Annotated in this window: 26 protein-coding genes; 14 read left to right on the forward strand and 12 right to left on the reverse strand. The window is 73.1% G+C overall.

Annotation, left to right across the window (positions count from 1 at the left end; translation table 11 throughout):
* The 4 genes from MET2598_RS0100685 to MET2598_RS0100700 all read left to right on the forward strand — a co-directional run bounded on the left by MET2598_RS0100685 (position 1) and on the right by MET2598_RS0100700 (position 3,298).
* The gene (locus MET2598_RS0100685; RefSeq protein ID WP_012334553.1) at positions 1–366 is read left to right on the forward strand and encodes a response regulator; all 366 of its coding nucleotides are present in this window, start codon (positions 1–3) and stop codon (positions 364–366) included.
* Between the two features lie 88 nt (positions 367–454).
* On the forward strand, positions 455–1,615 hold the full coding sequence (locus MET2598_RS0100690; protein ID WP_012334552.1) for a protein-glutamate methylesterase/protein-glutamine glutaminase: 1,161 nt from the start codon (positions 455–457) through the stop codon (positions 1,613–1,615).
* 40 nt (positions 1,616–1,655) lie between these two features.
* Positions 1,656–2,546 (forward strand): CheR family methyltransferase, encoded by an 891-nt coding sequence (locus tag MET2598_RS0100695; protein ID WP_012334551.1) that lies wholly within the window; start codon positions 1,656–1,658, stop codon positions 2,544–2,546.
* 533 nt (positions 2,547–3,079) lie between these two features.
* The gene (locus MET2598_RS0100700) at positions 3,080–3,298 is read left to right on the forward strand and encodes a hypothetical protein (RefSeq protein ID WP_012334550.1); all 219 of its coding nucleotides are present in this window, start codon (positions 3,080–3,082) and stop codon (positions 3,296–3,298) included.
* Positions 3,299–3,330: 32 nt separating this feature from the next.
* On the opposite strand, the gene MET2598_RS0100705 is transcribed toward MET2598_RS0100700, so the two are convergent.
* Genes MET2598_RS0100705 through MET2598_RS0100715 form a run of 3 tightly spaced genes read right to left on the reverse strand, consistent with a single transcriptional unit; the run spans position 3,331 to position 6,215 of the window.
* Positions 3,331–4,278, reverse strand: a complete 948-nt coding sequence (locus MET2598_RS0100705; RefSeq protein WP_018259531.1) for a PDR/VanB family oxidoreductase — start codon at positions 4,276–4,278, stop codon at positions 3,331–3,333.
* A 4-nt stretch (positions 4,279–4,282) separates the two neighbouring features.
* Positions 4,283–4,852 (reverse strand): MOSC domain-containing protein, encoded by a 570-nt coding sequence (locus MET2598_RS0100710; RefSeq protein ID WP_018259532.1) that lies wholly within the window; start codon positions 4,850–4,852, stop codon positions 4,283–4,285.
* Positions 4,853–4,886: 34 nt separating this feature from the next.
* Positions 4,887–6,215 carry an MFS transporter gene (locus tag MET2598_RS0100715; protein WP_018259533.1) on the reverse strand — a complete coding sequence of 443 codons (1,329 nt, stop codon included), beginning with the start codon at positions 6,213–6,215 and terminating at the stop codon, positions 4,887–4,889.
* Positions 6,216–6,359: 144 nt separating this feature from the next.
* On the opposite strand from MET2598_RS0100715, the gene MET2598_RS0100720 reads away from it, so the two are divergent.
* On the forward strand, positions 6,360–6,968 hold the full coding sequence (locus MET2598_RS0100720; protein ID WP_018259534.1) for a helix-turn-helix domain-containing protein: 609 nt from the start codon (positions 6,360–6,362) through the stop codon (positions 6,966–6,968).
* 84 nt (positions 6,969–7,052) lie between these two features.
* On the opposite strand, the gene tsf is transcribed toward MET2598_RS0100720, so the two are convergent.
* Positions 7,053–7,976 (reverse strand): translation elongation factor Ts, encoded by a 924-nt coding sequence (gene tsf / locus MET2598_RS0100725; protein WP_012334545.1) that lies wholly within the window; start codon positions 7,974–7,976, stop codon positions 7,053–7,055.
* Positions 7,977–8,089: 113 nt separating this feature from the next.
* Positions 8,090–9,139: a 30S ribosomal protein S2 gene (locus tag MET2598_RS0100730; protein WP_012334544.1), complete on the reverse strand. Its 1,050-nt coding sequence runs from the start codon at positions 9,137–9,139 to the stop codon at positions 8,090–8,092.
* Positions 9,140–9,436: 297 nt separating this feature from the next.
* Between MET2598_RS0100730 and MET2598_RS0100735 the strand changes: the two genes are divergently transcribed.
* The gene (locus MET2598_RS0100735; RefSeq protein WP_018259535.1) at positions 9,437–10,072 is read left to right on the forward strand and encodes a glutathione S-transferase family protein; all 636 of its coding nucleotides are present in this window, start codon (positions 9,437–9,439) and stop codon (positions 10,070–10,072) included.
* Between the two features lie 63 nt (positions 10,073–10,135).
* On the opposite strand, the gene MET2598_RS0100740 is transcribed toward MET2598_RS0100735, so the two are convergent.
* On the reverse strand, positions 10,136–11,392 hold the full coding sequence (locus tag MET2598_RS0100740; protein ID WP_018259536.1) for a nitrate/nitrite transporter: 1,257 nt from the start codon (positions 11,390–11,392) through the stop codon (positions 10,136–10,138).
* Positions 11,393–11,666: 274 nt separating this feature from the next.
* A complete protein-coding gene (locus tag MET2598_RS0100745; RefSeq protein ID WP_018259537.1) occupies positions 11,667–12,344 on the reverse strand; it encodes an invasion associated locus B family protein in 678 nt (225 codons plus the stop codon).
* 262 nt (positions 12,345–12,606) lie between these two features.
* On the opposite strand from MET2598_RS0100745, the gene MET2598_RS0100750 reads away from it, so the two are divergent.
* A complete protein-coding gene (locus MET2598_RS0100750) occupies positions 12,607–13,407 on the forward strand; it encodes an FkbM family methyltransferase (protein ID WP_236728881.1) in 801 nt (266 codons plus the stop codon).
* Between the two features lie 28 nt (positions 13,408–13,435).
* On the opposite strand, the gene zwf is transcribed toward MET2598_RS0100750, so the two are convergent.
* Both zwf and MET2598_RS0100760 read right to left on the reverse strand, forming a co-directional pair.
* A complete protein-coding gene (zwf, locus tag MET2598_RS0100755; RefSeq protein ID WP_012334539.1) occupies positions 13,436–14,917 on the reverse strand; it encodes a glucose-6-phosphate dehydrogenase in 1,482 nt (493 codons plus the stop codon).
* Positions 14,918–15,028: 111 nt separating this feature from the next.
* A complete protein-coding gene (locus tag MET2598_RS0100760; RefSeq protein ID WP_012334538.1) occupies positions 15,029–15,868 on the reverse strand; it encodes an SDR family NAD(P)-dependent oxidoreductase in 840 nt (279 codons plus the stop codon).
* 217 nt (positions 15,869–16,085) lie between these two features.
* Here MET2598_RS0100760 and MET2598_RS0100765 point away from each other — a divergent pair, with 217 nt between their 5' ends.
* Complete coding sequence (locus MET2598_RS0100765) at positions 16,086–17,213, forward strand: acyl-CoA dehydrogenase family protein (RefSeq protein ID WP_018259539.1); 1,128 nt, start codon at positions 16,086–16,088, stop codon at positions 17,211–17,213.
* Positions 17,214–17,276: 63 nt separating this feature from the next.
* Here the strand turns inward: MET2598_RS0100765 and MET2598_RS0100770 are convergent, their stop codons facing one another.
* Entirely contained in the window at positions 17,277–19,127 is a 1,851-nt protein-coding gene (locus MET2598_RS0100770; protein WP_236728882.1) for a sigma 54-interacting transcriptional regulator, read from the reverse strand.
* A gap of 267 nt (positions 19,128–19,394) precedes the next feature.
* On the opposite strand from MET2598_RS0100770, the gene MET2598_RS0100775 reads away from it, so the two are divergent.
* From MET2598_RS0100775 to cynS, 4 genes are all read left to right on the forward strand, one after another.
* A complete protein-coding gene (locus MET2598_RS0100775) occupies positions 19,395–20,765 on the forward strand; it encodes a CmpA/NrtA family ABC transporter substrate-binding protein (protein ID WP_018259541.1) in 1,371 nt (456 codons plus the stop codon).
* A gap of 4 nt (positions 20,766–20,769) precedes the next feature.
* Entirely contained in the window at positions 20,770–21,609 is an 840-nt protein-coding gene (gene ntrB / locus MET2598_RS0100780; protein WP_018259542.1) for a nitrate ABC transporter permease, read from the forward strand.
* A 4-nt stretch (positions 21,610–21,613) separates the two neighbouring features.
* Positions 21,614–22,546: an ATP-binding cassette domain-containing protein gene (locus tag MET2598_RS0100785; RefSeq protein ID WP_018259543.1), complete on the forward strand. Its 933-nt coding sequence runs from the start codon at positions 21,614–21,616 to the stop codon at positions 22,544–22,546.
* A 129-nt stretch (positions 22,547–22,675) separates the two neighbouring features.
* On the forward strand, positions 22,676–23,164 hold the full coding sequence (gene cynS / locus MET2598_RS35775) for a cyanase (protein WP_012334532.1): 489 nt from the start codon (positions 22,676–22,678) through the stop codon (positions 23,162–23,164).
* On the opposite strand, the gene MET2598_RS0100795 is transcribed toward cynS, so the two are convergent.
* Positions 23,151–23,990 carry a ComF family protein gene (locus tag MET2598_RS0100795; protein WP_018259544.1) on the reverse strand — a complete coding sequence of 280 codons (840 nt, stop codon included), beginning with the start codon at positions 23,988–23,990 and terminating at the stop codon, positions 23,151–23,153. The genes cynS and MET2598_RS0100795 overlap by 14 nt on opposite strands.
* 377 nt (positions 23,991–24,367) lie before the next feature.
* On the opposite strand from MET2598_RS0100795, the gene MET2598_RS0100800 reads away from it, so the two are divergent.
* Complete coding sequence (locus MET2598_RS0100800; protein ID WP_012334530.1) at positions 24,368–25,246, forward strand: methyltransferase domain-containing protein; 879 nt, start codon at positions 24,368–24,370, stop codon at positions 25,244–25,246.
* A 4-nt stretch (positions 25,247–25,250) separates the two neighbouring features.
* Entirely contained in the window at positions 25,251–25,616 is a 366-nt protein-coding gene (locus MET2598_RS0100805; protein WP_012334529.1) for a DUF427 domain-containing protein, read from the forward strand.
* 139 nt (positions 25,617–25,755) lie between these two features.
* On the opposite strand, the gene MET2598_RS0100810 is transcribed toward MET2598_RS0100805, so the two are convergent.
* A complete protein-coding gene (locus tag MET2598_RS0100810) occupies positions 25,756–26,172 on the reverse strand; it encodes a (deoxy)nucleoside triphosphate pyrophosphohydrolase (protein ID WP_012334528.1) in 417 nt (138 codons plus the stop codon).
* Positions 26,173–26,185: the final 13 nt, after the last annotated feature.

Genomic DNA, 26,185 nt, shown 5'->3' on the forward strand with positions numbered 1-26,185 from the left:
ATGAGAACCTGCCTGATCGTCGATGATTCCGCCGTGATCCGGAAGGTGGCGCGGCGCATCCTGGAGGGGATCGGGTTCCGCGTCGCGGAGGCGGAGGACGGCGCCGACGCCATCGGCCTGTGCCGGGAGGCGATGCCGGACGCGATCCTGCTCGACTGGCGCATGCCGCAGATGGACGGCTACGAGTTCCTGCGGGAATTGCGCCGGCTGCCCTCGGGCGAGCACCCCAAGGTGGTGTTCTGCACCACCGAGAACGACGTGAGCTCCATCGCCCGCGCCCTGCACGCGGGGGCGGACGAGTACATCATGAAACCGTTCGACAAGGACATCATCACGGCGAAGCTCCAGGAAGTCGGCCTCGCCTGATCCTCGCGCGGTCTCGGACCGGGCGCCCCGCTCCCGCGCCGGCCGCGCGCCCGCGCGCGTCTCCCGTATTCCAAGTGCCGAGAGTATCATGGCAGCTTCCCTCGCGCCGTCCCAGGCCAGCCCCGCAGCGCCGCGTGTCAAGGTGATGGTGGCCGACGACTCCGCCGTGGTGCGCGGCCTCGTCTCGCGCTGGCTGCAGGAGGCGGGATGCGACGTGGTGGCGACCGCCTCGAACGGCCGGATCGCCCTCGAAACCCTCGACCGGGTCAGCCCGGAGATCGTCCTCCTCGACGTCGAGATGCCGGAGCTCGACGGCACGCAGGCCCTGCCGCGCATGCTGGCCAAGCGGCCGGGCCTCCAGGTCGTGATGATGTCGACCCTGACGCAGCGCAACGCGGAGATCTCCCTGCGCTGCCTCGCCCTCGGGGCGGTGGACTACCTGCCCAAGCCCGAGGGCAACCGGGGCGTGACCACCACGGCGACCTTCCGGGAGGACCTGATCCAGAAGGTGCGGATGCTCGGCGCCGCCCTGCGCGGCGGGGCGGGGGCCCTGCGGCGCGCCGTCGCCGAGCGGCCCGCGCCGGAGCGGGCCGGCGCCGTGCCGCCGCCGCCGCGGCCCGCCGCCCCCCCGGTCTCCCTGCGCCCGCGGCACGCCCGCACGCCGCCGAAGGTGCTGCTGATCGGCGCCTCGACCGGCGGTCCGAGGGCGGTGGGCGAGGTGCTGGAGGGGATCGGCGCGGCGGCCCTGCGGCGGCTCCCGATCCTGATCGTGCAGCACATGCCGCCGGTCTTCACCGGCGTCTTCGCCGAGCACCTGCGCACCCGCACGGGCCTGCCGGCGGCGGAGGGCAAGCACGGCGAGCCGGTGCGGCCCGGCACCCTCTACGTGGCGCCGGGCGGGCGGCACATGGGCCTCTCCGGCCATGGCGCGGAGATCGCCATCCGCCTCGACGACGGCCCGCCGGTGAATTTCTGCCGGCCGGCGGTGGACGTGCTGTTCCGCGACGCGGCCGAGCTCTACGGCGCCTCGACGCTCTCGGTGGTGCTCACCGGGATGGGCTCGGACGGGACCCACGGCGCCAAGGCTCTGGTGGATGCGGGCGGCACCATGCTGGTGCAGGACGAGGCCTCCTCGACCGTCTGGGGCATGCCCGGCAGCATCGCCAAGGCCGGCTACGCCCACGAGATCCTGGCACTCCCCGCGATCGGCCCCGCGCTGCGCGCCCAGATCACGGGCGGGCAGCCCTGATGCCCTCGACGCGCGACACCGCCGGGAAGGGCCCGCCGCGATGACCGAGACCGAGTTCGAGTTCCTGCGCGGCTATCTCAAGCAGCGGTCCGGCCTCGCCCTGACCCCCGAGAAGCGCTACCTGATCGAGAGCCGGCTCACGCCGGTCTGCCGCCGCTTCGGGATCGCCACCCTCACCGAACTCGTCGGCGCCCTGCGGGTCGCGCGCGAGGGCGCGATCGAGAAGGCGGTGGTCGAGGCGATGACCACCAACGAGACCTTCTTCTTCCGGGACAGGGCGCCCTTCGACCTGTTCCGCGACGTGCTGCTGCCGCAGATGATCGCCGCGCGCGCCGCGGCGCGCCGGCTGCGCATCTGGTGCGCGGCCGCCTCGACCGGGCAGGAGCCCTACTCGCTGGCGATGCTGCTCACCGAGGCGGCGCCGCTCCTGGCCGGCTGGCGGATCGAGCTCGTCGGCACCGACCTCTCGACCGAGGTCCTGGAGAAGGCCCGGCTCGGCCTCTACAACCAGTTCGAGGTCCAGCGCGGGCTGCCGGTCCAGCTCATGCTGAAGTACTTCGAGCAGGTCGGCGAGCAGTGGCGGATCAGCGCGGCCCTGCGGCAGATGGTGGATTTCCGCCCGCTCAACCTGCTGGACCGGTTCGACCAGCTCGGCACCTTCGACATCGTGTATTGCCGCAACGTGCTGATCTATTTCGACGCGCCGACCAAGGCGGACGTGCTCGGGCGGATCGCCGCGCAGCTAGCCCCGGACGGGGCGGTGCTGCTCGGGGCGGCCGAGACGGTGATCGGCATCACCGACGCGCTGACCCCGGACCCCAAGCACCGCGGCCTCTATCGCCACGGCGGCGCGCGCGCCTCCCTGGTGCCGCCGGTCGCCGCGCCCGCGGCGGCGCCGGTCCCGAGCCTGCCGCGCTTCGCCGTGCGCTGAGACGCGACCGCCACGTTTCGACGCAGGCGAGCGCGACCATTCCTGTTGCTCCGGGCCCGGGGTCTGCTACACGGGCCGTCCTGACCGCCAGCGCGCCCGGAGGCTTCCGGAACCCGTCTGGGCCGCGCGGTGGGAGGGCCGGCGACGACGGGACGGTGCGGACCAGTTCTCTGCAACCTTGCCTGTGAGGCTCAGTGGGCCGAGTAGTCGCAGGAGCGTCACGGGTTCGGGGAACAGGAACCGCTACCCTGGCGCATGGCCCACCTCTCTCCGGCGGATTGATCCGGGATCCGCTCGATCGAGCGGATCCCGGATCACGAGCCCGCGCGGCGCCTGAGCGGAGCCGACATCCGCATCGCCGAAATGCGAGATGGCGAAGCCATCAACCGGATGGCGCATGACAAGCCCGCGCGGCGCCTGAGCGGAGCCGACATCCGCATCGCGAAGCGATCAACCGGATGTCGGATGACCCGCTTGTTAACGCCCGCGGCCTAAGGTGGGCGCCACTCTGACGCGATGGCGAGATCCCGGCGATGTGGCGCCTCCTGACCGGCGGTATCAAGGCGATGCTGGTGATCACGGGGCTGTCCCTCGCCGCCCACTGGGCGGCGCGGCGGGAGGAGCCGAAGGGACCGGCCCTCGCCGCGACGATCCGCGACCCGGCGACGACGGGCGCGCTGCCGGCCCGCCGCAGGCCGGCCGGCCTCGACCAGCGCGGCCTGCAGCGGCTCCTGTCGGACACGGCGCGCTGACGGCGGGCAGGCGGCGCGCCGGGCCCGCCGCGTCACAGAGCGAGCACGACGCGGCCCCGGGCCCGGGAGACGCAGGGCGTGAGCTGCGCCGTCCGCGCGGCGGGCGACAGCGCCGCGTCGCGGTGCAGGACGGTCCCCTCGCGATACCCGCAGGCGCAGGCGCCGCACAGGCCTGTCTCGCAGGATGAGGGCAGGGAGAATCCCCGTGCCCGCAGCGCCGCGAGGAGCGAGAGGCCGGCCGGCACCTCGATCTCCTGCCCGGTGGAGCCGATCACCGCGACGAAGGGTTCGTCCGCCGCCCGGTCCTCGGCCGCGGGGGCGAAGCGCTCCACGTGCACCGAGGCGGGCGGCCAGCCGTGAGCCGCGGCGGCGCGGCGCGCCGCCTCGATCAGGCTCTCCGGGCCGCACAGGTAGAGGTGCGAGCCCTCCCGGCGCTCCGCCAGCACGGCGGGGTCGAAGCGCCGGCCCTCGGCGGAGAACCAGCGCCGCAGGCGCCCGCCGCAGACCGCCTCGGCCTCCCCCAGGAGCGGGGCCGCCCCGGCCGACCGGGCGCACAGGTGCAGCGCGAAGTCTGCGCCCTCGGCCGCGAGCGTCCGGGCCATCGCGAGCAGCGGGGTCACGCCGATGCCGCCGCCGACGAGGACGTGGTGGCGCGCCTCCCCGGCCAGGCGGAAGGCGCTGCGCGGGGCGGCGACGGGCACGATCGCGCCTGGCCGCAGCGCGTCGTGCGCCCAGACCGACCCGCCCCGGCCGGCCTCCTCCCGCTTGATCGCGATCTCGTAGCGGCTCCGATCCGCCGGGTCGCCGCAGAGCGAGTAGGCCCGCACCCGCCCGTCCGGGAGGTGGAGCGCGACGTGGGCGCCGGCCTCCCAGGCCGGCAGGTCCGGGCGCCGGGGGTGGACGAGGACGACCCGCCGCACCTGCGGCGTCGCCGCCTCCGCCGCCGCGACCCGCAGCTTCATGATCAGGCGAGCGGTCACCGGCTCAATCCAGGAGCGCGACCGGGTCGCCCGGCCGGATGAGGCCGCCCCGCTCGATGCCGCAATTGAGGCCGGAGCGGTTGTAGAGCGGCAGGTAGACGGGCATGCCGAGCAATTCCTCCAGGTACTTGCACGGGAAGTTGAGCCGACCCCCGCACAGGATCACCTCGCCGACCCGGAAGCGCCGGCCGACCAGGTGGTTGAGCGGCACGCCGACGACCGTGAGATTGCGCCGGTGGTCGCCCGGCGCGAGGCGGAGGGGCCCGCCCTGAAGCGGCGGGTCGTTGCGTGCGAGGGCGTCGAGGGCCTCCTGCTCGATCAGGGTGACCTCGCGCACGTCGGGCTTGGCCGAGTAGGTGCCGGTGCCGGCGAAGTAGCGGTCGCCCTCGATGCCGCGGCCGGCCACGCAGAGGGCCTCGGCGCGCTCCTCCATCTCGTAGCTCGCGGCCGGGGCGACGTGGATGTGGAGCAGGCGGCCGCTCCACCCGGTCGCGCCGCCCGGGACCTCCGCGGCGGCGGCGCCGGCCGGGTGCGCGAGGGCCGGGATCATGCGAGGCGCGGGCATCTCGGTCATGCGGGTTCGTCTCCGGACGGGGGCGGGCCGTCGCTCAGTCGATCGGGCGGCGGGCCGTCTCCGGGGCGATCAGGGCCGCCGCGAGCGTCACGCTGGCGAGGACGACGAGGTAGACCGAGATCGGCCAGGTCGCGCCGCCGCTCCCGCCCAGCAGGGCCGCGCAGATCAGCGGCGTGAAGCCGCCGCTCAGGGCTGCCCCGACCTGGAAGCCCAGGGAGGCCCCGCTGTAGCGCAGGCGCGCGTCGAAGAGCTCCGACATCCAGGCCGCCCCGGTGCCGAACATGATGCCCTGGCCGAAGCTCACGGCCACCGCCACCGTCAGGCTGATGACCAGCGGGTCGCGGCTGCCGAGGAGCCAGAACAGCGGGAACGCGAAGGCGATGGAGAACAGGCAGGCCGCGACGAACAGGCTCCTTCGCCCGTAGCGGTCCGAGAGCCAGCCGAAGGCTGGCAGGGTGAACAGCTCGATGATGGCCGCCACCAGGATCCCGTTCAGGATGACGCTGCGCGGCAGGCCGAGCTGGCCGGTGACGTAGGCGATGCCGAACACCGTGACGACGCTGACATAGGCGATCTCCGAGAGCTTGAGCCCGACCGCCGTCGCGAAGGTGCGCGGATGCGCGGTCAGGATCTCCAGGACGGGCAGGCGGGCGACCGCGTCCCGGCTCTTGATCCGCCGGAAGGAGGGCGTCTCGTGCAGGCGCAGGCGGATGAACAACCCGACGACGATCAGCGGCAGGCTGCCCAGGAAGGGCAGGCGCCAGCCCCAGGCGAGGAAATCCGCCTCCGGCATCAGGCCGGTCAGCGCGAAGGCGCCGGTCGAGGTGATGACGCCGAGCGGGTAGCCGAGCTGGACGATGCTTCCGAACAGGCCCCGCCGCTCGGCGGGCACGGTCTCCACCACCATCAGGACGGCGCCGCCCCATTCGCCGCCGATGCCGATCCCCTGCACGAGGCGCAGGGCCACGAGCATGACCGGGGCGAGGAGGCCCGCCTGCGCGTAGGTCGGCAGGCAGCCGATCAGGAAGGTGCCGAGGCCCATGATGATGATGGTGAGCGAGAGCATCGCCTTGCGGCCGAGCCGGTCGCCGAAATGCCCGAAGATGATCCCGCCGAGCGGTCGCGCCAGGAAGCCGACCGCGTAGGAGCCGAAGGCCGCCACCGTGCCGACCAGCGGGTCGAAGCTCGGGAAGAAAAGCTTGTTGAAGACGAGTGCGCTCGCGGTCCCGTAGATCAGGAAGTCGTACCACTCGACCGTGGTGCCGATCACGCTCGACCAGACGATCTGCCGGCGATCAGCCGACGGCACGGCCCCGGCCAGCTGAGGTGCCCCGGACTCGATCGGGAGTGCTGCATCGACCATGGCCCAACCCCATCCACTGCCTTGGAGGAATTTCCACCACAGTGGAGGCAAGCGGCGTGCCACAGCCCCGGTTGACGGGCGCCTCCGGGCGGCGGAGGGGATTGCGCGTGCCGCGAGGCCGGCCGGACGGGAGGTGGGACGAGGATGGGGCAGAACGAGACACCGCCCGAGGAGGCGGCCCCGGGCCCGACCCCGACCCAGGTCCACATCGCCGAGGAGATCCGACGCCGCAGGCGGGAGCTCGGCCTCTCCCTCGAGGCGCTGGCGGCCCGCTCCGGGGTGAGCCGCTCGATGATCTCCAAGATCGAGCGGGCCGAGGCGGTGCCCTCGACCGTCGTGCTCTCGCGCCTCGCCGAGGCGCTCGGGGTGACGGCGGCGCGCCTGATGGTGCCCGCGACGGAGCAGGAGGTGCTGCTGATCAAGGCGGCCCGCCAGCCCGTGCTGCGCGACGAGAGTTCGGGCCTCACGCGCCGCATCCTCTCGCCGGTCCTGCCGGGGCGCGGCATCGACTGGGTGCGCAACACCCTGCCGCCCGGGGCCCGGACCGGCGAGTTCGTGGCCCATCGCCGCGGCGTCTCGGAATACGTCCACGTGCTCGGCGGGCGGCTTCGCGTGACGATCGGGGAGCGCACGGTCGAGATGGAGGCGGGGGACAGCCTCTACTTCGAGGCCGATGCCGGCCACGCCTTCGCCAACCCCGCCGCGGAGCCCTGCGACTACCTCCTGGTCATCGATCCGTCGCGGGCCCGCTGAGCCGAGCCCGGTCCCGAGACGACAAGGGCCGGAGCGGGCGCGCGGCCCGCTCCGGCCCGGAACGATCCGGCGATGGGGAGGGCGTCAGCCCTTGACGGCGGCCGCGACCTCGCTGGCGAAGTCCGGGCCCTCCTCCTTCTCGATGCCCTCGCCGAGGGCGTAGCGCACGAAGGCGGCGAGCTTGACCGGGCCGCCGGCCTTGCCCTCGGCCTCCTTCAGCACCTGCGACACCGTCTTGGAGGTGTCGTGCACGAAGGGCTGGTCCAGGAGGGTGACCTCCTTGTAGTAGCTCTTCAGGCCGCTCTCGACGATCTTGGCCAGCACGTGATCGGGCTTGCCGGCGTTCTTCTCGCGCAGGATGGCGCTCTCGCGCTCCACCGTGGCCGGGTCGATGCCCGAGGCGTCGAGCGCCAGCGGGTTCGTGGCGGCGACGTGCATGGCGATCTGGCGGCCGAGCGTCGACAGGAACTCGACGTTGCCGGCGGATTCGAGCGCGACCAGCACGCCGATCTTGCCGAGGCCCTCGCTCACCTGGCCGTGCACGTAGGTGGCGATCACGCCCTGCGACACGGCGAGCGTCGCCACGCGGCGCAGGGTCATGTTCTCGCCGATCGTGGCGATGAGTTCCTGCAGGCGGTCCTTGACCGTGGTCTGCGAGCCCGGGAAATGCGCGGCCTCCAGCGACTCGACATTGCCCTGGCTGTTGAGCGCGACCTTGGCGGCCTCGCGCACGAAGGCCTGGAAGCCGTCGTTGCGGGCGACGAAATCGGTCTCGGAATTCACCTCGACGAGGGCGGCGTGACGGCCGGCCGATTCGACGGCCACCAGGCCCTCGGCGGCGACACGGCCGGCCTTCTTTGCGGCCTTGGCCAGACCCTTCTTGCGCAGCCAGTCGACCGCGGCCTCGATGTCGCCCGCCGTCTCGTTCAGGGCGGACTTGCAGTCCATCATGCCCGCGCCGGTCTTCTCGCGCAGGTCCTTGACCATCGCTGCCGTGATGTTGGCCATCGGACGTGTCCTTTCCACTCAACCGGATAAAGGGAGCCCGGCGCTGATGCAGCGCCGGGCTGATCTGTCGTCAACGCTGTGCCGGCGCGGCCAGGCGCCGAGGCGCCGGCCGCTCACGCGGCCGCGGCGGCCTCCACGAAGGCGCGGGCCTGGTTGATCCAGCCGTCGCGCGCGATGCGGCCGTTGAGCTTCAGCTCGGCATCGACCTTGGCCACGTCCTCGGGCGCCATCGCGGCGATCTGCCAGTAGTGGTAGATGCCGGCGTCGTTGAGCTTCTGGACGAGCTGCGGGCCGACGCCCGTGAGCTTGGTCAGGTCGTCGGGCGCGCCGCGCGGGGCGGCGAGCAGCTCGAAGGGCTCGCCCACGTAGGGCTCGCTGATGTCGACCTGCGCCACCTCCGGCTCGTTGAGGTTGGCCGGCAGTTCCTCGGCGACCGGCTCCTCCGAGGCACCGATGTCGAGGCCGAGCGCGCCCTGGCCGCGGGAGATGCCGTCGATCGCCGCGCGGGCGATGAGGTCGCAGTAGAGCGCGATCGCGCGGCCCGCGTCGTCGTTGGCCGGGACCACGTAGGTGATGCCGTCCGGGTCGCAGTTGGTGTCGACGATGGCGGCGACCGGGATCCCGAGGCGCTTGGCCTCCTTGATCGCCAGCTGCTCCTTGTTGGTGTCGATCACGAACAGCAGGTCGGGCACGCCGCCCATGTCCTTGATGCCGCCGAGCGCCTTCTCGAGCTTGTCCTTCTCGCGGGACAGCATCAGGCGCTCCTTCTTGGTGAGGCCCTGGCCGCCGCCGGCCAGGACCTCGTCGACCTTGCGCAGGCGCTGGATCGAGCCCGAGATGGTCTTCCAGTTGGTGAGCGTGCCGCCGAGCCAGCGGGAATTCACGAAGTACTGGGCCGAGCGGCGCGCGGAATCCGCCACCACGTCCGCGGCCTGGCGCTTGGTGCCGACGAACAGCACCCGGCCGCCCTTGGCGACGGTGTCGCTCACCGCCTGCAGCGCCTGGTAGAGCGCCGGCACGGTCTGGGCGAGGTCGATGATGTGGATGTTGTTGCGGGTGCCGAAGATGAAGGGCTGCATCTTCGGGTTCCAGCGGTGCGACTGGTGGCCGAAATGGGCGCCGGCTTCGAGGAGCTGACGCATCGAGAAATCGGGAAGGGCCATGGGTCTCAATGCTCCGGTTCGATCCGCCGCGGAGGAAGCAGCCGGCCGAGTGCCGGCCACCGGAAACGCCTCATTCAGGCATGAGGCCGGCTCCGCGTGTGGGATGGCGGGCGCTTTATCGGATCGGGTTCCGAAAGGCAAGGCGACCCCTTGATCCGGCCGGCCGGTCGCCCGAGCGTGGCCTCGGCCCCGAATCGGGGCCGCTCGCGCTCCGGCGCGCCGCCACGCCCGTCCCCGGCAAGGGGCCGCGGCCGCGCGGCACGGAGCCCGCGGCACGGAGCCAAGGAGGATGCCTGCATGAATGCGGACCGCGTCACGCTCTACCACTCGCTGAACACGCGCTCGTCGAGCGCCCTGCTGCTGCTGGAGGAGCTGGGCGCCCCCTACGACCTCCAGGTGCTCAACATGAAGGCGGGGGAGAACCGGCAGCCGGCCTACCTGGCGGTCAACCCGATGGGGAAGGTCCCGGCCATCCGCCATCGCGGCGCGCTGGTCACCGAGCAGGTCGCGGTGTTCCTGTACCTCGCCGACGCCTTCCCGGAGGCGGGCCTCGCCCCGGCGATCGGCGATCCCCTGCGGGGACCCTACCTGCGCTGGATGGTCTATTACGGCAGCAGCTTCGAGCCGGCGGTGGTCGACAAGGCGCGCGGGCTCGCCTCGGACGAGTCCGTCCGCGCGATGCTGCCCTACGGCAGCTACGAGGCCGCGCTCGCGGTGGTGAACGACCAGCTCCGCCAGGGGCCCTACCTCCTGGGCGAGCGCTTCACGGCCGCCGACATCCTCTGGGGGGCGGCGCTCACCTGGACGACGATGTTCGGATTCGTGCCCGAGACGCCGGAGATCGCCGCCTACGTGGCGCGCCACCAGGCGCGCCCGGCCGTGGCGCGGGTGCGCGAGAGGGACGCGGCCCTCGCCGCCGCGCAGGCCGCCTGAGCCCTCGCCCCGCCCGGCGCCGGGCCGCGCCCGGCGGGGTGGTCCCGCGCGCCGTCCCGGGCATCAGGCGCGCTGGGCGCCCGCCGCCAGGACGCCGCCCTCCCGCGCGGGCTCGGCGCTCAGCACCTTGCCGCGCGGGCCGACCCAGCGTCCGACCCACCGGCGCGACCACAGCGCCAGGCAGCCGAGCACCGCGGCCGCGAAGGCCGCGTAGAGGACGAAGCCGGCCGCGAAGCCGCCCGTGACCTGCTTCGACAGGCCCATGGCGTTCGGCAGGATCGCCCCGCCGAGGGCTCCGATCTCGCCGATCATCGAGCCCGCCACCGCGGTGTTGGTCGGCCAGCGCAGCGGCACGAGCTGGAACAGCGCTCCGTTCCCGGCCCCGAGCGCCGCGAAGCAGACCATGAACAGGATCGTGGTCGCCAGGAGCGGCGGCGAGGCGGTGAGGAGCAGGAACGAGCCGACCGCCGCGAGCAGCACCACGGTCAGCACCAGGATGCCGCCGATCCGGTCGGCGAAGTAGCCGCCCGCCACCCGGATGCCCGAGCCCATCAGCGCCGCCAGCATGGTCAGCCGGCCCGCCTCGACCTTGGTCACGGCGAACTGCTCGTAGAAGAAGGTCGGCAGGAAATTCGACAGCCCGATGAAGCCGCCGAACGTAATCACGTAGATCAGGTTGAAGGCCCAGCCGTCCTTCTCGAACAGGCAGGCGACGTGCTCGCGAAAGCTCTGATGCTCGCGGTCCGGGGGCTCCTTGGCGAGGATCACCATGACGAGGAGCGGCACGGCCATGACCAGGCCGGCGAAGCCGTAGACCGCCTGCCAGCCATAGGCCTGGGCGAGCGGCGGGGCGAACAGCACCGCGAGCACCGTGCCCGAATTGCCCGCGCCCGCGATGCCCATGGCGAGGCCCTTGTGCTCCGGCGGGAACCAGCCCGAGCCGAGCGACAGCGCCACCCCGAAGGAGGCGCCCGCGATGCCGAGCAGCACGCCCATGGCGAGCACGTCGCCGTAGCTCGACACCGCGAAGAAGCCGTACGCCATCGCCAGGATGATCAGCGACATCTCGGTCAGCGCGGCGTTCTTGCGGCCGATATACTGGGCGAGGGCCCCGAGCGGGAAGCGCATGACGGCCCCCGCGAGGATCGGCAGGGAGATCATGAAGCCGGTCTGGGCCGGGGTGAGCCTGAAGGCCTCGGTGATGAACGGGCCCATCGCGCCGTTCAGCACCCAGATCGCGAAGCAGAAATCGAAGTAGAGGAACGCGGCGAAGAGCGTCGGGGGGTGCCCCGACTTCATCACGGTCTTGAGATCGGCCATGGATCGAGCCTCACGCGGAGCCCCCGCGGGGACGTCCGTGCGCTTCAGGGTGGGACGTGCGGACGCCCGGCGCGCATGGCCGTGTCCGTGATCCCGTCGATGCGGACGACCCTGTCCGTGGCTCGGGCGTCTTTGCCCGGTGGCGCCTTCGGCCAGCCTTCCTCGCCGCAAGCAGGAGTCGTGCCAGATCCTCCCCGGGGGCGCGGGCCCGCGCGCCGGGACCGCGGCGCAGGGCGTGGGCAGCGCTGCTGAAAGCGCGGGCAACCTGCCCGGATCAGCCCGACAGGGCGGCCATGCGGGCGAAGGCCGCCGCGAAGCCCGAGAGCGGCACCGTGAAGGTCTCGGCCTCGCCGTTCTGCTTCGTGCCGGTCACGCGCAGGGCGACGGCGGTCCGCATGGCGTCGGTGGCGACGGTCGGGAAGCTGATCGGGGCAATGCAGCCGGCCGTCACGCAGGTGGTGAACGGGGCTCCCTTGCCCAGCGTCGCGTCGTCGAGCTTGAAGGTGATGCCCGGCTCGACCTGCAGCCCGAGCGGAACCAGCACGACGCCCTCGCTGCGGCCGTTCTGCGGCTGGCGCAGCTCGATGCTGAAGCGCCGCCGCCCGGTCTGGGAATCGCCCTGGGCCTGCGAGACCTGGCAGGTCCGCGCCTCGCCCTCGCGGCTGCAGCTGACCGTCCAGTCCCCGTAGACCTCGCTCACCGCGCTCGCCCCCGGCGGCCAGCCGGCCGGCGCGGCGGACGGGGCCGCCGCGGGGGCCGGGGCGGCGGGGGGCGGCGCGGGCCGGTGGGCCGGGGAGGGCCGGCGCGCGGGCTTCGCCGGGGCGTGAGCGGGAGCGGGGGCCGGGGCGGGCTCCGGAGCGGCCGGCGCCTCGCCCTCCTGGCCGAGCGCGCGGCCCGCGCCGAGCGCCAGGGCGAGGGTCAGGGCGAGACGGAACGGACGGCAGGACGGCATGGCGGCGGCACCCTCGGGAGATCGGCGCCCGGCCGGGCGCGACGGCCACCCTCTAGTGCGACCGGATCGGGAAGGGAAGGCGTCCCGGCGCTGCCGTATCCCATTGATAAATTTTGGAATTATACAAGCTACAGGGCGTTTCCGGTCGGCCTCGGCACCGACATCGCCGTCATCCTTCGGTAATCTTAGCGGAGGGTCGCGGCCGATGCTCTTCACCACACTATCGCCAAGGTTGAGCAGGGAGGAGGATTGCGTGGTGTCGATGCAGCTCGCGCGCCGGTTGACATTGCGGCTGCATCGGCTGCGCGCGGCCCAGCCGGTCGTGGAGGCGATCCAGCGCCGCTCCGCCCGCTTCGGCGTGCAGGAAGTCGCGGATTTCGACGGGAACCTGCGCATCGCCCTCGACCTCTGCGAGCAGGCGGCGAGCGACATCTTCTGGTGCGGCTATCACCGGCCCGGCGTGGTGCGCTGCCTCGACGGCCTGCTCGGGCCGGGCCAGGTCCTGTTCGACGTCGGCGCCCGGATCGGCGAGGTCACCCTGGTGGCGGCCAAGCGGGTCGGCCCATCCGGCGCCGTCTTCGCCTTCGAGGCCCAGGCCGCGCAGCAGCGCAAGCTCGCCGCCAACGTGGCGGCCAACCGCCTGAACCAGGTCCGCTACGTGCCCTGCGACGCCGGCGCCGCCCCGGGAACCCGCCCGGTCGAGGCCCGCGCCGGCCGCTTCTTCGGGGAGGCGCGCGCCGGGGCCGGGCCGCGGGGCGCCGCGACCCTGCGGGCGGAGGTCACCACCATCGACGCGGTCGCCGGCCAGTACCGGCTGGAGCGCCTCGACGGGATCCGCCTCGGCGGCGAGGGACGGCCGCTGGCCGCCCTGCGCGGGGCCGCAAGCAGCCTCGCGCGCTTCGCGCCCTGGCTGGTCGTCGAGGGCGTCCCGGCGCAAGCCGACCTCGCCGCGCTGCTGCCCGGCTACCGCTTCCACCGCATCCGCTCGGACGGGGAGGTGGCGACCCTCGACGCGCCGGGCGCCGGGGAGGCCCTGCTCGGCCTGCCGGTCGCGCGCGCCTGAGGCGGGGCGCGCCCGGACGGGGAGGGGCTCAGGGGACGAGGTTCTCGTGCCAGGTCCTGCCGTCGCGCTCGATCAGCGCGATGGCCGCGGTCGGCCCCCAGGTGCCGGCCGGGTAGGGGCGGGGCGGCTCGGGCCGGTCCGCCCAGGCCTGCAGCACCCCGTCGGCCCAGGCCCAGGCCGCCTCGACCTCGTCGCGGCGCATGAACAGGGTCGCGTTGCCCCGCACCACGTCCATCAGCAGGCGCTCGTAGGCGTCCGGGTAGCGCTGGTTGAAGGTCTCCTCGAAGCTGATGTCGAGCCCCGTCGGCCGCAGCCGCATGCCGCCCGGGCCGGGCTCCTTCGTCATCACCTCGAGCTTGATGCCCTCCTCGGGCTGCAGCCGGATCACCAGCCGGTTCGGCTCCCGGGCGAAGGATTCCGGCGGGAAGATGCTGAAGGGCGAGGAGCGGAACTGCACCACGATCTCGGACATCTTCTGCGGCATGCGCTTGCCGGTGCGCAGGTAGAACGGCACGCCCGCCCAGCGCGGCATCAGGAGTTCGAGCTTCAGGGCCACGAAGGTCTCGGTGTGGCTGCGGGCGCCCTGGCCGAGATCGGCGAGGTAGCTCGGCACCGGCCTGCCGTCGACCGCGCCCGCCGCGTATTGGCCGCGCACCGTCAGGTGCGGGATCTCGTGCGACGGGATCGGCTTGAGCGCCCGCAGCACCTTCAGCTTCTCGTCGCGCACCGAATCCGGGTCGAGGGAGAGCGGGCTCTCCATGGCGGTGAGGCAGAGGAGCTGCAGCAGGTGGTTCTGCAGCATGTCCCGCAGGGCGCCGGACGTGTCGTAGTAGCCGCCGCGCCCCTCGACCCCGACCGTCTCGGCGACCGTGATCTGCACGTGGTCGATCACGTCGGCGTTCCACAGCCGCTCGAAGATCGTGTTGGCGAAGCGCAGGGCCAGCAGATTCTGCACCGTCTCCTTGCCGAGATAATGGTCGATGCGGAAGATCTGGCTCTCGGGAAAGACCTCGCCGACTTGGTCGTTGATGGCCCGCGCGGAGGCGAGATCGTGGCCGATCGGCTTCTCCAGGACGACCCGCGCCTTCGGCCCGATCAGCCCGTGGGCCGCGAGGTTGCGGCAGATCGGGCCGTAGAGGCTCGGCGAGGTGGCGAGGTAGTACGAGCGCACCTGGTCCGGGCGCTCGTCGAGGAGCCGCGCGAGGTCGTCCCAGCCCTCCTCGCCGAGCCCGTCCACGGCCACGTAGGTGATGTGGCTCAGGAAGCCCTGCACGGTCTCGGCGTCGAGATCCGCCGCCGGCACGTGCCGCCTGAGCGCCGCGAGCGCCATCTCGCGGTACTCCGAATCGGGGTGGTGGCTGCGCGCCGCCGCGACGATGCGGCTGGTCTCCGGGATCTGCCGGTCGCGGAACCGGTAGTAGAGCGCCGGCAGCAGCTTGCGCATCGTCAGGTCGCCGGTGGCGCCGAACACGACGCCGTCGAAGGAGGCGACGGGAATGATCTTGGGCATACGGCCTGCAATCTCCGGTAATCGGCCGCGGCACGATGCAAGCAAGCCGCCACGGGCCTGGAACGGCGCCCCGCGCTTCCCCGAAGGGCGGGTGCCCTTCGGGAAGCCGCGTCACGCGCCCATGTAGACCGAAAATGCGTCCTTGTAATCGGGGTGCCAGCGGGACAGGGCCGGTCTGTTCAGGAGAATGTCGTCGAGGCCCCAGCGCATCCGCCTCTCGTCCTGCTCCCGGGTGGTCTCGTTGTCGGGGCACAGGATGTAGAAGTCGCCGGCCGCGACGCCCCGCACCATCAGGGCCACCGTCTGCTCGGGCGTCCAGGCGGCGGCCGGCTTCTCGGACACCCCGCGGGCGCGGGTGAGGCCCGTATAGACGAAGCCCGGGATCAGCAGGTGGGCGGTGACCGGCACGGCGTGCTGGCGCAATTCGTGGGCGAGCGCCTCCGCGACGACCCGCACCCCCGCCTTGCTGACGTTGTAGGGAGTGTTGCCCGGCGGGGTCGTGATGCCCTGCTTGGAGCCGGTCACCACCAGGGCGGCCGGCGCCCCTGCCTCGATCAGCCCCGGCACGAAGACCTGCAGGGCGTTGATGACGCCCCAGAGATTCGTGTCGAGGATGCGCCGCCAGGTCGCCTCGTCCGAGAAGAAGCGCCCGCCGGCCTCGATCCCGGCATTCGCCATCACGAAGGAGATCGGGCCGAGATCCGTCGCGGCCGCGTGCAGGGCGGCGACCGCCTCCCGCCGCGCCACGTCGGTGGGCACGGCGCGCACCGCGGCGGCGCCCGCCTGCGCGACCGAGGCCGCGGCGGCGTCGAGCGCCTCGCCCGGGAGGTCGGCGAGAACCACGGCCATGCCGCGGCCGGCGCAATGGCGGGCGGCGGCGAGGCCGATGCCGCTCGCCGCCCCGGTGACGACGGCGACCCGGCCCGGCGCCAGGGCGGGATGATCTGTCATGCTGCGGATCCTGCTGAGGCGGAGGGATGCGCCGGCGAGATAGGGCGATGCGCCCCGGCGCCCACCGGGGCGCCCGCGGCCGCGGGGCGGGCCTCGGCCCGAACCCGCGGCGGGGCCTCGGCGGGAGCGGGTGGCACGGTTCTTGGATATGGCCCGGCGCCGGGCCCGACCGCGGAGGGGGCCAGCCGGGCCTCCGGGGTCCGCCGGGGAGACGACCATGCTGCGGGTGATGACGATGCAGGCGGAGCCGGACGGCCCCGCCGCGATCGAGACCATGCTGGCGGCGCTTCGCCGCGCCGCCGACCGCGACCTCGTTCCCCTCGTGCGCCGCATCGACGAGGAGGGCCTCTACCCGGAGGCGGCCCTGCGCGCCTTCGGGGCTGCCGGGGCCTACGCGGCGCATCTCCCGGCCGGCGGGCCGCGGGGTGCGGCGCATCTGGGCGGCGCCATCCAGGCCGTGGCGGAGGCCGGCGAGCACTGCCTCACCGCCGCCTACTGCATGACCTGCCAGGCCGCCCTCGCCTTCGTGATCGCCTGCAGCCACAATGCCGAGCTGCGCGACGGCCTCGGGCCGCGCGTCGCCGCGGGCACGGTGCTCGGCGGCGTCGGCCTCGCCAACCCGATCAAGACCTATCTGGGCCTGGAGCGCATCGCCCTCGACGGCGCCCGCGCGGCCGGGGGCTACCGGGTGAGCGGGACGCTGCCCTTCGTCTCGAATCTCGGTCCCGATCACGTCTTCGCCGCGGTCTTCGCCCGGCCGGAGGGGCGTTCGGCCATGGCGGTGATGCGCTGCGGCGCCGAGGGGCTGCGCCTCGGCGAGCCGGGCCGCTTCCTCGCCCTCGGCGGCGCCCGGACCCGGGCGGTGGAGTTCCGCGACGTCTTCGTGCCCGACGAGGACCTGCTCGCCGATCCCCTCGAGGGCTTCTACAAGCGCGTCCGGGCGGCGGTGCTCCTGCTCCAGACCGGCATGGCGATCGGCCTCGTGCGCGGCTCCCTGCGCCTGATGTGCGACGTCGCCCGCGTGCTGGCGCCGGCGAACCGCGCCCTCGACGTCCAGCCCCGCGAGGTCTCCGACCGGCTCGACGCCCTGGAGGACGAGGTCGACCGCCTCGCCGCCACGCCCTTCGAGACCGATCCGGCCTACTGGCGCCGCGTGCTGGAGGCGCGGCTGGCGGCGAGCGAACTCGCCCTCTGCGCGGCGCAGAACGCGCTCCTGCATTGCGGGACGGCGGGCCTGCTCGCCGGGGCCGGGGCGCAGCGCCGCCTGCGCGAGGCGTGCTTCCTGGCGGTGGCGACGCCGGCGATCAAGCACCTCAAGCGGATGCTGGCCGAGTTGCAGCACTAGGGTGGGGCGCGGGGGCCGAGGCGCCGCGCCCGCGCCGTCCCCGGATCGCCCCGCGCCAAGGGGTCACGCGTCCGGGCAGGGCGCGGGCGAGCCGGAGCGGCGCCGCAGGCCGAGCGCCTTGATCCGCGAGGCGAGCGTCGTCGGCTTGACGCCGAGGAGCGCCGCCGCCCCGCCCGGCCCGAACACCCGTCCGCCGCAGAGCGCCAGCGCCCGCTCGATGTCGGCCCGGTCGCGGGCCCGGCGCTCCGCCTCGGTGAGGGGCGCCTCCCGCGGCGCCGGCCGGGAGGCCGCGGGCGGGGAGGGCGCGTCGGTCTCCGGCAGGTCGAGGCGCAGGCGCCCGCGCACGGCCAGGATCGCCGCCCGCTCGATCACGTTCTCCAACTCCCGCACGTTGCCCGGCCAGGCGTAGGCGGTGAGCCGGCGCACGTCCCCCTCCGTCAGGCGCAGGTCGGGGATCGCGAGCTTGCGCGACACCCCCCGCAGCACGTGCTGGGCGATGAGCGGGATGTCGTCGGGCCGCTCCCGCAGCGGGGCGGCCAGGATCGGGAAGACGTTGAGGCGGAAGTAGAGGTCCTCGCGGAAGCGCCCGCGCCGGACCTCCGCCCGCAGGTCGCGGTTCGTCGCCGCGATCACCCGCACGTCGACCGCCCGCGTCCGCTCCTCGCCGACCCGCTCGAATTGCCGCTCCTGCAGCACCCGCAGCAGCTTGCCCTGCAGGTCGAGGGGGATCTCGCCGACCTCGTCGAGGAAGAGCGTGCCGCCATCGGCCAGTTCGAAGCGGCCGACCCGGTCGCGCAGGGCTCCCGTGAAGGCGCCGCGCGCGTGGCCGAAGAACTCGCTCTCGAAGAGTTCGCGGGGCACGGCGGCGCAGTTCACCCGGATCAGCGGCCGCTCGCGCCGCCGGCTCGCCTCGTGGATCGCCCGGGCGATCAGCTCCTTGCCGGTGCCGGATTCGCCCGTGACCAGCACGGTCGCGTCGGTGGCGGCGACGAGGTCGATCTGCTGGCGCAGGCGCTCGGTGGCCGGGCTGCGCCCGATGATCCCGAGGTGCCGGCTCTCCAGCCGGATCTCCTCCTTCAGGTAGGCGTTCTCGCGCTCCAGGCGCTCGCGCAGCGATTCGACCTCGGCGAGCGCGTGGCGCAGGCGCTCCTCCGCCTCGCGGCGCTGGCTGATGTCCCGGAACACGATCACCGCGCCGAGGAGCCGGCCGCGGTCGCGGATCGGCGTCGAGGTGTACTCGACCGGGAAGCACGACCCGTCCCGGCGCCAGAACACCTCGTCCTCGACGTGGTGCACGGCGCCGTCCCGGAAGGCGGCGTAGATCGGGCAGTCCCGGTGCGGATAGGGGTGGCCGTCCGGCCGCGTGTGGTGGACGGTCGCGTGCATGTCCTTGCCGACGAGGTCGGCGGCGGACCAGCCGAGCATCCGCTCGGCGGCCGGGTTGATGAAGGTGGTCACCCCCTCCGCGTTGACCCCGTAGATGCCCTCGCCCGCCGCCCGCAGGATCAGCTGATTCTCCCGCTCGATGTCGCGGAAGATCCGCTCCACGCGCTGCCACTCGGCGATGCCCGCGCGCATGTGGCGGTCGGCCTCGGCGTCGACGAGGCGGCGGTGCCGCTCCTCCGGATCGGCCAGGCAGAGGAGGAGGGTGCGGCGCCCGTCGAGGTCGAGCAGCGAGGCCGCGCAGTCGAGGTGCAGCGCCGTCCCGTCCGCGTGGCGCGGGGTGAGGGCGTGGGTCCAGGCGCGGCCCTTCGCCAGGGCCGCCTCGGTGAAGACCACCAGGGCCGGCAGCTGACCCGGATGCAGGGCGCTCGCCCGCATGCCCCGCAGCGCCGCCCGGGCGTGGCCGAGCAGGCGCTCGGCCGCCGGGTTCGCGTCCAGGATCGCGTCCTCGGCCGGGTCGAGGACCAGCATCGCCTCGGGCGCGCCCTCGAAGACCGGGCCGAGGGCGGGCGGGGCGTCGGGGCGGGCGGGCGCGTGCAAGGGGTCCTCCGGGCCGGGACCGTCGCGGGATCACGAGATCTCGTGGCAGACACTGCGAAGGATCGTGAATCACGACATCTCGTGGTCCTCCCCTGTAAGGCTAAGCTTCTCGTTCCGCAAGGTTTTCGTGGCCGGGCCGGCTTGGCACGCACCTTGCCAACCTGCCGGCCCATGGAGTCCGGCTCGCGAGAGGATACGATGGCCCTGTTCGACGATCCCTTCGACGCGCGGCGCCGCCTGCGGCGGGGCGGCTGCGCCTGCGGCGCGCACGAGAACCAGGCCGCGCACGACGCGGCCGCGGCCGCGGAGGCTCCGGCGGAGGCGCGGGCCGAGCGGCTGGTGGAGGGCGCGGTGATGCGGGCGCTCTTCCCCCGCGACGCCACCCGCCGGGCCTTCCTGGCGGCGGTGGGGGCGGGGGCGGCGGCGGCCGCCCTGCGCGAGGTGCTGCCGATCGGCTTCGCCACGGAGGCCTTCGCGCAGGCCGGCGCGCCGGAGCGGAAGGACCTCAAGGTCGGCTTCATCCCGATCACCTGCGCGACGCCGATCATCATGGCGGCGCCGATGGGCTTCTACGCCAAGCAGGGCCTCGCCGTGGAGGTGGTGAAGACCGCCGGCTGGGCCGTCATCCGCGACAAGACCCTGAACAAGGAGTACGACGCCGCCCACATGCTCGCGCCGATGCCGATCGCGATCTCGCTCGGCATCGGCTCGACCCCGCAGCCCTACACGATGCCGGCGGTCGAGAACGTCAACGGGCAGGCGATCACCCTCTCGGTGAAGCACAAGGACCGGCGCGATCCCAAGTCCTGGAAGGGCTTCAGGCTCGCGGTGCCGTTCGACTACTCGATGCACAATTACCTGCTGCGCTACTGCCTCGCGGAGCACGGCATCGACCCGGACACCGACGTGCAGATCCGGGCCGTGCCGCCGCCCGAGATGGTCGCCAACCTGCGGGCCGAGAACATCGACGGGTTCCTGGCGCCGGACCCGGTCAACCAGCGCGCGGTCTACGACGGGGTCGGCTTCATCCACCTCCTCTCGAAGGAGATCTGGGACCGGCATCCCTGCTGCGCCTTCGCGGCCTCGCAGGCCTTCGCCACCGAGACGCCCAACACCTACGCGGCCCTGCTGCGGGCGATCATCGAGGCGACCGCCTACGCCTCGAAGCCGGAGAACCGCAAGGAGATCGCGGCCCAGATCGCGCCGGCCAACTACCTCAACCAGCCCGTGACGGTGGTGGAGCAGGTGCTCACCGGCACCTTCGCGGACGGGCTCGGCAGCGTGCGCAGGGTGCCCGACCGGATCGATTTCGACGCGTTCCCGTGGCACTCCTTCGCGGTCTGGATCCTCACCCAGATGAAGCGCTGGGGGCAGGTCAAGGGCGACCTCGACTACCGGGCGGTGGCCGAGAAGGTCTACCGCGCCACGGACGCCGCCAAGCTGATGGCGCAGGCCGGGCTCAACCCCCCCGCCGCCACCTCGAAGACCTTCGCGGTCATGGGCCGGACCTTCGACCCCGACAGGCCCAAGGAGTACCTCGACTCCTTCGCCATCAGGCGCGCGAGCTGACCCGGTGCGCGCCTCCCTGTCCGTGCGCGCGGGGCTCGTCTCCGCGCTCCTCCTCCTCGCCTTCCTGCTGGTCTGGCACCTCGGCGTCGCGGGCACCGGCCGGACGGAGGCGATGGACCCCGAATACGCCGCCCTGATGGGCCAGAGCGCCACGACGGGCAGGTCCGCCATGCCCGGCCCCCTCGACGTCGGCGCCACGATCTGGCGCCACCTGCGGGATCCGTTCTACGACCGCGGCCCGAACGACAAGGGGCTCGGCATCCAGCTCGCCCACTCGGTCGCGCGGGTCGGGCTCGGCTATCTCCTCGCCGTGCTGGTGGCGCTCCCGCTCGGCTTCCTGATCGGCATGTCGCCGCTGATGAGCCGGGCGCTCGACCCGTTCATCCAGGTGCTGAAGCCGGTCTCGCCGCTCGCCTGGATGCCGCTCGCCCTCTACACGATCAAGGATTCCGGCCTCTCGGCGATCTTCGTGATCTTCATCTGCTCGCTCTGGCCGATGCTGATCAACACCGCCTTCGGGGTCGCCGGGACCCGGCGGGAGTGGCTCAACGTCGCCCGCACCCTGGAGGTCGGGCCCCTGCGGCGGGCCTTCACGGTGATCCTGCCGGCCGCCGCCCCCACCATCCTCACCGGCATGTGCATCTCGATCGGCATCGCGTGGCTCGTGATCGTCGCCGCCGAGATGCTGGTTGGCGGCACCGGCATCGGCTACTTCGTCTGGAACGAGTGGAACAACCTCTCGATCACCAACGTGATCACCTCGATCCTGGTGATCGGCCTCGTCGGCATGGTCCTCGACCAGCTGCTGGCCCGCGCGCAGCGCCTCGTGACCTTCCCGGAGTGAGGCCGTGGCGACGCTGCTCCCCTTCCGCACCCCTCCTGCGCCCGGGTTCACCATGTCCGACGACCGCTACGTCTCGATCGAGGGGATCGCGCGCCGCTACGCCGCGCCCGGCGGCACCACCACCGTGTTCGAGAACCTGTGGCTGCCGATCCGGCGCGGCGAGTTCGTCTGCATGGTCGGCCATTCCGGCTGCGGCAAGACCACTCTCCTCAACATCCTGGCCGGGCTCGACGCCCCCTCCGAGGGCGTCGTGATCGCGGACGGCCGCGAGATCGCGGGACCGAGCCTCGATCGGGCCGTGATCTTCCAGGGCCACGCGCTGCTGCCCTGGCGCACGGTGCTCGGCAACGTCGCCTACGCGGTCGCCTCGCGCTGGCGCGGGGCGCGCCGGGCCGAGATCGAGGCGAGGGCGCGCCGGGCAATCGCCACGGTCGCGCTCGCCGGGTCCGAGCACAAGCGCCCGGCGGAGCTGTCGGGGGGCATGAGGCAGCGCGTCGGCATCGCCCGGGCGCTCGCCATTGAGCCGAAGATGCTGCTGATGGACGAGCCCTTCTCGGCGCTCGACGCGCTCACCCGCGGCACCCTGCAGGACGAGGTGCGCCGGATCTGCCTCACCACCGGCCAGACCGTCTTCATGATCACCCACGACGTCGACGAGGCGATCTACCTCGCCGACCGGATCGTGCTGATGACCAACGGGCCCGAGGCGCGGCTGGCCGAGATCGTCGAGAACCCGCTGCCGGCCGGCCGCGACCGGGCGAACCTGCACCACGCCCCCGGCTACACCGCCCTGCGCAACCACCTGATCGATTTCCTGGTCACGCGCAGCCGCACCTTCCGGGAGGCGCCGCCGCCCGGCTACGACCCGCGCCACCCGCCCGTCCTGCGCCCGGCCGCCTGCGAGGCCGATGCCCTCGCGGCCGCCCGGCGCGCCTGATCCGCTGTCCGGACAATCACGTCCGGACAGCGGATCATAAGCCCGCGCGGCGCTTGAGCGAAGTCGAAATCCGCATTGCGAGGCAATTCGTCGGATTTCGTATGTGACCCACCAGCAAGGGAGACACCGATGAAGCGCGAAGACCTCACGGAGAAGCTGCTCGACATCAAGCGCGAGAAGGGCTGGACCTGGAAGTTCATCCAGGAGGAGATCGGCGGCGTGTCGCCGATCCTGATCACGGCGGCCTGCCTCGGCCAGATGAAGCTGCCGAAGGCCCAGGCCCGCAAGGCCGCCGCCCTGTTCGGCCTGTCGGAGGCGGAGGAGCGCCTGCTCAACGAGGCGCCCTATCGCGGCTCGATCCCGTCCATGCCGCCGACCGACCCGCTGATCTACCGCTTCTACGAGCTGGTCATGGTCTACGGCACCACCTGGAAGGAGCTGATCCAGGAGGAGTTCGGCGACGGCATCATGTCGGCGATCGACTTCAACATGGAGATGGCGCGCGAGGCCAACAACAAGGGCGACCGAGTGAAGCTCACCATGTCGGGCAAGTTCCTGCCCTACAAGTATTACGGCAACGAGGAGGGGGTGCCGGAATACGGCTTCAAGGAGCCGTGAGCGGCTCGGGCGCGGCCTCCCCGCCGAGGACGCGCCCGTCCTGCACCACGCAGGCGAAGGCGAGCACGTCGACCGCCGCGGCGCCGCCGCGCAGCAGCGCCCGGGCGGCCGCGTTGGCGGTCGAGCCCGTCGTGATGACGTCGTCGACCAGGAGGACGCGCCGGCCGGCGAGCCGCGGCCTCGCCGCCTCCGGCACCCGGAAGGCGCCCTGCAGGTTCTCGGCCCGCGCCGCGCGGCTGAGCCCGACCTGGGGCCGGGTGCGCTTCACGCGCGCGAGCAGGTCCGGCGCGACCGCGAGGCCGCTGCCGCGCGTGGCGTGGCGCGCGAGCAGCATCGCTTGGTTGAAGCGGCGCCACCACAGGCGCCAGCGCCAGAGCGGGACCGGCACCGCGACGTCGGCCTCGGCGATCAGCTCCCGCCCGGCCCGCGCCATCATGGCGCCCATCGCGGCGGCGAGATCGAGCCGGTCCTCGTATTTGAGCCGGTGCACGAGGCGCTTGGCGGTGGCGTCGTAGCGCAGGGCCGCCCGCGCCCGCGCGAAGACCGGCGGGTCGGCCATCGCGGCCGGGGAGAGGAGCCCCGGGACGCCGAGATCGACCGCGAAGGGGGTGCCGAGCCGCTCGCAATAGGGGCGCTCGATGAAGCGGACCCCGCGCCAGCATGCGGGGCAGAGGGCGTGGGGCAGGCCGGTGGCGGCCCCGCAGGCGATGCAGGTCGGCGGGTAGACGAGGCCGAGGAGCGCGTCGCGGGCGGCGCCGGGCAGGGACGCCGCGAGGCGGAGCGTTCCCCGCCGGATCCGGCTCGCGGCACCCGCCTGTCCGTTCATCTCCGCCCGACCGCCCGCATTCCGCTGCGTCAGAATAGGCCTCATCGCCCGATGAAGTCATCCGCCTTCCGGAAGATCACTTCCGGAAGGCGGATGACCAGCCCGCGCGGCGCTTGAGCGACGCCGACATCCGCATGGCCGAAATGGGAGATGGCGAAGCAATCCGTCGGATGTCGTATCACCGGTTCGGCGGCACGGACGAGGCCGGAACGGCGGGCCGAGCAGGATTGCGGGGGTCGTTCCGCTCGGCGCCGAGCGCGGGGGGCGCGACCTGCCGCGATCGCCGCAGCCCGGGGCGGCGGCCCTCGCGACATTCTCCGCCGCCGCGGCCGGTCCGCCCTGGCGCCGGGAGCGCGCGCGCGCCATCTACCCTGCGCATGTCGACTCCGCCGCCCCTCTTCGACGCCGCCCTGATCCGCAAGCGCCTCGCCCGGGCTCGGGCCTCCGGCTTCGCCGATTTCCTGGTGGCGCGGGCCTCCGAGGATCTCGGCGAGCGCCTCGGCACTGTGCTGCGCCGCTTCGACGCCGCCCTCGATTGCGGCAGCCCGACGACGGGCGCCGCCGCGTGGCTGCGGGAGAGCGGCCGCGCCGCCTCGGTGGTGCGGCTCGCCCCGATCCCGGAGCCGCCCCGTGCGGGGATCGCGCTCGCGGTCGGCGACGCGGAGGCGCTGCCCTTCGGCGAGGCCCGCTTCGACCTCGCCCTGTCGCTCCTCGCCCTGCAGCACGCCAACGACCTCCCCGGGGCGCTGATCCAGCTGCGGCGCGCCCTCAGGCCCGACGGGCTCTTCGTCGGCTGCCTGATGGGCGGGCGCTCGCTCACCGAGCTGCGTCAGGTGCTGGCCGAGGCCGAGAGCGAGGTCGAGGGCGGGGTCAGCCCCCGCGTCGCGCCCTTCGCGGAGGTGCGCGACCTCGGGGCGCTGCTGCAGCGCGCCGGCTTCGCCCTGCCGGTGACGGATGTCGAGACCGTGCCGGTGCGCTACGCCACCCCCTTCGGCCTGATGCGCGACCTGCGCGCCATGGGCCTCACCAACGCCCTGCGGGAGCGGCGCGGCAGCTTGCGCCGCGCGACGCTGCTGCGGGCCGCGGCGCTCTACGCCGAGCGCTTCGCCGATCCGGACGGGCGCGTGCGCGCCACCTTCGAGCTGATCTGGCTGTCCGGCTGGGTGCCGCACGAGAGCCAGCAGAAGCCCCTCCGGCCCGGCAGCGCCCGGATGCGCCTCGCCGACGCCCTTGGCACCACCGAGCACAGGAGCTGACCCGATGAAGGAGCCCGGTCCCGACCACCCGATCGCCGTCACGCCGAACCCGCACCGCATCCGCGTGGTGCTGGGCGGCGTCATCGTCGCGGAGACCACCCGCGCCCTCACCCTCCGCGAGGCCGGGCTGCCGCCCGTCCAGTACATCCCGCGCGAGGACGCCGCCTGGGACCTGTTCGAGAAGACCAGCCACACCACCCACTGCCCCTACAAGGGTGAGGCGAGCTACTACGCGCTGACGGCCGGCGGCGTGGAGCGCGCCAACGCGGTCTGGAGCTACGAATCCCCGTTCCAGGCGGTGGCGGCGATCAAGGACCACCTCGCCTTCTACCCGAACAAGGTCGACGCGATCGAGGAATTCACGGAGTGATCCGGGATCCGCTTGATCCAAGCGGATCCCATATCCCAAGCCCGCGCGGCGCCTGAGCGAAGCCGACATCCGCATGGCCGAAATGCGAGATGGCGAAGCCATCAACCGGATGTCGCATGAGGGCGCGGATCGCCCGCCGTCACGGCCCGAGCAGGTCGACGAGGGCCGGCAGCAGGGGCAGGTCGGCGGGCGGCATCGGGTAGGTCGCGAGGTCGCGCGGGCGCACCCACTTGAGCGCCTGGCCCTCGCGCGGCTGCACCGGCCCCTCCCAGCGCCGGCAGATGTAGAGCGGCATCAGCAGGTGGAAGCCCTCGTAGGCGTGGCTCGCGAAGGTGAGGGGGGCGAGGCAGGCCTCCCGCACGACGATGCCGAGCTCCTCGGCCAGTTCGCGGATCAGCGTCGCCTCGGGGCGCTCTCCCGGCTCGATCTTGCCGCCCGGGAATTCCCAGAGGCCGGCCAAGCTCTTGCCCTCGGGGCGCTGGGCCAGGAGCACGCGCCCGTCCGCGTCCACGAGGGCGACGGCGACGACGAGGAGGAGTTTCAGCGGGTCGGCCATGGACGCGGTTATC

The organism is Methylobacterium sp. WSM2598, assembly GCF_000379105.1.
Classification (GTDB): Bacteria; Pseudomonadota; Alphaproteobacteria; order Rhizobiales; family Beijerinckiaceae; genus Methylobacterium.